The following is a 444-nucleotide window of genomic DNA, read 5'->3' on the forward strand; positions in this document are numbered from 1 at the left end:
AATGCGTATGTTGCCGTTATACTTGTGCCGGTTGCTCCTGTTGGGCCTGTATCACCGGTTGCCCCCGTTGGACCTGTCGCTCCCGTTGCTCCTGTTGAGCCTGTATCACCTGTTGCTCCCGTCGGACCTGTTGCTCCCGTCGCTCCTGTTATTCCTGTCGCTCCTGTTGAACCTGTTGAACCTGTTACTCCCGTCGGACCCGTTGCTCCTGTTGAACCTGTCGCTCCTGTTGGACCCGTTGCTCCTGTTATTCCTGTCGCTCCTGTTGCCCCCGTTGGACCTGTTGCTCCTGTTTTTCCTGTCGCTCCTGTTGCTCCCGTTGCTCCTGTTGGGCCTGTATCACCGGTTGCCCCCGTTGGACCTGTTGGACCAAGCTTAGGTAATGGACCATGGCGACAAAAAGAACATGAATCAACATGTACACCAGTTTGACAGTATAATAAA

The 444-nt window shown here is 54.5% G+C and carries 1 pseudogene; it reads right to left on the bottom strand.

What is annotated here, in order from left to right:
* Window positions 1-444 (bottom strand): annotated as a pseudogene (locus JDS98_RS29630) (BclA C-terminal domain-containing protein); the annotation flags it as partial.

It is taken from the genome of Bacillus cereus group sp. N11 (assembly GCF_016483605.1).
GTDB classification, from domain to species: Bacteria; Bacillota; Bacilli; order Bacillales; family Bacillaceae_G; genus Bacillus_A; species Bacillus_A toyonensis.